This is a genomic window from Trebonia sp. (assembly GCF_049794275.1).
GTDB lineage: Bacteria > Actinomycetota > Actinomycetes > Streptosporangiales > Streptosporangiaceae > Trebonia.
Genome location: NZ_JBARCR010000972.1, coordinates 1 through 3,888, shown reverse-complemented (window position 1 = coordinate 3,888; position 3,888 = coordinate 1). Strand labels below are relative to the sequence as shown.

Sequence of the window (3,888 nt, the reverse complement as noted above, 5' to 3'; positions counted from 1 at the left end):
CAGCAGGCCAGGCCGGGTCAGCTTCCCCTCCCCGACGTCCGGGCCGCCCGCCAGGTCCGCGAGGAGCGCCTGGACGGTCTGCGCCGCGACGGCCTTGTTGGTGCCGATCACGCCGGTCGGGCCGCGCTTCAGCCAGCCGGCCACGTACTCCCCGGGCAGCGGCTCCCCGTCGGGCCCGAGGACGCGGCCGCCGGCGTTCGGCACCGTGTGGCTGCGGGAGTCGAACGGGACGCCGGTCAGCGGCACGCTCTGGTAGCCCACGCTGCGGAGCACCATCTGCGCGTCGAGCAGCTCCGTCTCCCCGGTGCCCTCGAAGACACCGTCGCTGGTCAGACGGGTGCGCTCGAGGCGAAGGGACGAGACCGTTCCTGATGATGATTCAAGAATTTCCAGCGGCCGCAACCAGAAGCGGATCCGCAGCGTGCGGTCACCGCCAGCCGGCGCGGACTCCCAGGCGCGCAGCGCGACCAGGTTGCCGCGGACGCGACGGTCGGTCTCCGCGAGCGCGGCGGACCCGCCGGAGGCGTCGAAGCCTGCCAGGTCGAGTTCCGCTGGCTCCGTCGACACCGTCACGCCGGGCAGTTCGCCCAGCTCGCGAAGCTCCTTGGTGGTGAACTTGGCCTGCGCGGGGCCGCGGCGGCCGATCATGTGCACCTCGCGCACCTTGCTGGCGCGCAGCGCCGCGAGCACCGGCTCGGAAACGTCGGTGCCCTCGAGCTCGGCGGGGTCGCGGACCAGGATCCTGGCCACGTCGACGGCCACGTTGCCGACGCCGATCACCGCGACCGACTCGGCGTCCAGCGTGAACGCGAACGGGTCGACGTCGGGGTGGCCGCAGTACCAGTTGACGAAGTCGGTGGCCGCGAAGCTGCCCGGCAGGTCCTCGCCGGGGATGGCCATCCGCCGGTCGCGCATCGCGCCGGTCGCGTAGACGACCGCGTCGTAGGCGTCCAGCAGGTCCTCGCGGGTGACGTGATCCCCGAAGTGCACGCCGCCGAGGAACCGGACATCCGGGCTTTCCAGCACCCGCCGCAGGTAGTTCGCCACCGACTTGATCGATTTGTGGTCCGGGGCCACGCCGTAGCGGACCAGCCCGTACGGCGTCGGCAGCCGGTCGAGCACATCCACGGCGATGGCGACGGGAACAGGCAGCGCGGCCGCCTGCTTGACCAGTGCCTCGGCGGTGTACAGGCCGGCCGGACCCGAGCCGACCACGGCAACACGCAACATAAGAGTAAAACTACTCGGGTAGGCGCTCCGGCGTCGAAGCTTGCTGCGCCGGCGCGGCTGGCGCGGGCGGCGTGCGGCGCGCAACCGCCTCGGTCAGCTGCCTGGCCAGGTGCTGCGGGCTCAGCCCGGCCGCCTCGAGGATCTGGTCGCGGACGCCGTGGGTGAGGAACTCCTGCGGCAGGCCGAACGTCTTGACCGGCACGTCGACGTCGTGGTCGCGCAGCAGCCTGGCCACCGCGTCGCCGAACCCGCCGGCCCGGCCGTTGTCCTCGACCACCGCGACAAGCCGGTGCGCCCTGGCGGCCTCGATGACCGCCTCGTCGACCGGCTTGACCCACCGCGGGTCGACGACGGTGACGCCGATGCCGTGATCCTGAAGGCGGTTCGCCACCTCGACGCAGGTGACCGCCATCGGGCCGGCGCCGAGCAGCAGCACGTCCTTCGCCGCGCCGTCGGCGGGCACGGCCAGCACGTCCATCGCGCCGAGCTTGCCGACCGCCTCGGCCTCTACGCCGACAGTGCCCTTCGGCCAGCGCAGCAGCGTCGGGCCGTCGGCCACCCGGATCGCCTCGTTGAGCAGCTCCGATATCCGGCTGGCGTCGCGCGGCGCGGCGATCTTCAACCCTGGGACGACCTGCAGGATCGAGCCGTCCCACATTCCGTTGTGGCTCGCGCCGTCCGGGCCGGTGACGCCGGCCCGGTCGAGGGTCACGGTGACCGGCAGCTTGTGCAGCGCCACGTCCATCAGCAGCTGGTCGAATGCCCGGTTCAGGAAGGTGGCGTACAGCGACACCACCGGGTGCAGGCCGGCCATCGCCAGCCCCGCCGCCATGGTCATCCCGTGCTGCTCGGCGATGCCCACGTCGTAGACCCGATCCGGGTAGGCGGCCTTGAACTGGGCGAGGCCGACCGGGTGCAGCATCGCCGCGGTGATGGCCACCACGTCGGGACGGCGGGCCCCGATCGCGACCATCTCGTCAGAGAACACGTCGCTCCACTGGCGCTTGGCCGGGGCGGGGGCGGCCGGGTTGGCCTGGGTGGCCGGCTTCTTCGGGGCGGCGGGGACCTGGTGGAGGCAGTCCTCCTCGTTCTGCTCGGCGAGCGGGTAGCCGAAGCCCTTGCGGGTGATCGTGTGCACCAGGACGGGGCCGCTGTACTCGGCGGCCTTGCGCAGGGCGTGCTCGGTCATCAGCTCGTCGTGGCCGTCGATCGGGCCGATGTACTTGATGCCGAGGTCCTCGAACAGCACTTGCGGCTGGAGGAAGTCCTTCAGGCCCTTCTTGGCGCCGTGCAGCGCGCCGTACAGCGGCTGGCCGACGAGCGGCGTGCGGGTCACGCTGGTCTTGATCAGGTCCAGCACGTTCTCGTAGCGCTGGCTCATCCTGATGCTCGCCAGGTGGCTGGCCAGCCCGCCGATCGTCGGCTGGTAGGAGCGGCCGTTGTCGTTGACCACGATGACGATCTTGGAGTCGCGGGCCACCGCGATGTTGTTCAGCGCCTCCCAGGCCATGCCGCCGGTCAGCGCGCCGTCCCCGATGACCGCGACGACGGTGCGATCGTACTCGCCGCGCAGCCGGTAGGCCTTGGCCATGCCGTCGGCGTAGGACAGGGACGTCGACGCGTGGGAGTTCTCCACCAGGTCGTGCTCGGACTCGGCCTGGCTCGGGTAGCCGGACAGGCCGCCGGGCTGCCGCAGCGTGTGGAAGTCCTTGAACCGGCCGGTGAGCAGCTTGTGCACGTACGACTGGTGGCCGGTGTCGAAGACGAGCTTGTCCTTCGGCGAGTCGAACACCCGGTGCAGCGCGATGGTCAGCTCCACCACGCCCAGGTTCGGCCCCAGGTGGCCGCTGGTCCTCGTCACCGTCTCCACCAGGACGTCGCGGATCTCCGCCGCCAGGATCGCTAGCTGGTCCTGAGTGAGTTCCCTGAGGTCCTCCGGGCCGTTGATGCGCTCAAGCAAGGTCACGGCGGCTGCTCCTCACGCGTCACGCGTCACGCGTCTGTCGGGCTGGACTACCCGATAGTACGGCCCACTGTCCACGCCAGTCGCGGGCGCATACCGAGTTAACCGACACACGTGTCGGACTTCACGCCGGCGGCTGCCGCTTCTTGCTGTTATCAGGGTGGGCCTGGATGCCCGACAGCGGACCTTCGAAAGCCTTTTCATGATCACGAAAGAAAAGTGTGCGTATAGGAAACTTTTCTTTCGTGATCATGGTCGCGAGCTGCGGCGGCTGGCGGTGCGGCGCCGCTTCTTGCTGTTATCAGGGTGGTGGCAGGCGGGGTGTCCTGGACGCCCGGACGCGGGAGGCGTCGTGGACGTGGCAGGGTGGGCGCGTGAGACGTCTCGTTTACGTGTCGGGGGCGCCCGGGGCCGGGAAGAGCAGTCTCGCCGGGCCGCTCGCCGCCGAGCTGGGGTTCGCGCTGCTAACCAAGGACACGCTCAAGGAGACGCTGCACGACGCGCTCGGCGCGCCGGAACCGGATCTGGCCTGGTCCCGCCGGCTCGGCGGCGCCGCGATGGAGCTGCTGTGGCGGCTGGCGGCCGACGCGCCCGCGGTGGTGATCGAGGCGAACTTCCGGCCGTACAGCGAGTTCGAGCGCGGCAAGCTCACCGGCCTCGCCGCGCTCGGCGGGCGGACCGTCGAGGTGCACTGC

3 protein-coding genes are annotated in these 3,888 nt (G+C 70.8%); 1 reads left to right on the top strand and 2 read right to left on the bottom strand.

The genetic code is table 11. The features are described from left to right. Nucleotides 1-1,230: FAD-dependent oxidoreductase (locus tag WA805_RS24820; protein WP_425243535.1), on the bottom strand; the 1,230-nt coding region annotated here is incomplete at its 3' end. 10 nt (nt 1,231-1,240) lie between these two features. Next, nucleotides 1,241-3,196 carry a 1-deoxy-D-xylulose-5-phosphate synthase gene (gene dxs, locus WA805_RS24815; protein ID WP_422288384.1) on the bottom strand — a complete coding sequence of 652 codons (1,956 nt, stop codon included), beginning with the start codon at nt 3,194-3,196 and terminating at the stop codon, nt 1,241-1,243. Nucleotides 3,197-3,567: 371 nt separating this feature from the next. On the opposite strand from dxs, the gene WA805_RS24810 reads away from it, so the two are divergent. After that, nucleotides 3,568-3,888 (top strand): AAA family ATPase (locus tag WA805_RS24810; RefSeq protein WP_425243534.1); only part of this gene is annotated, 321 nt, incomplete at its 3' end.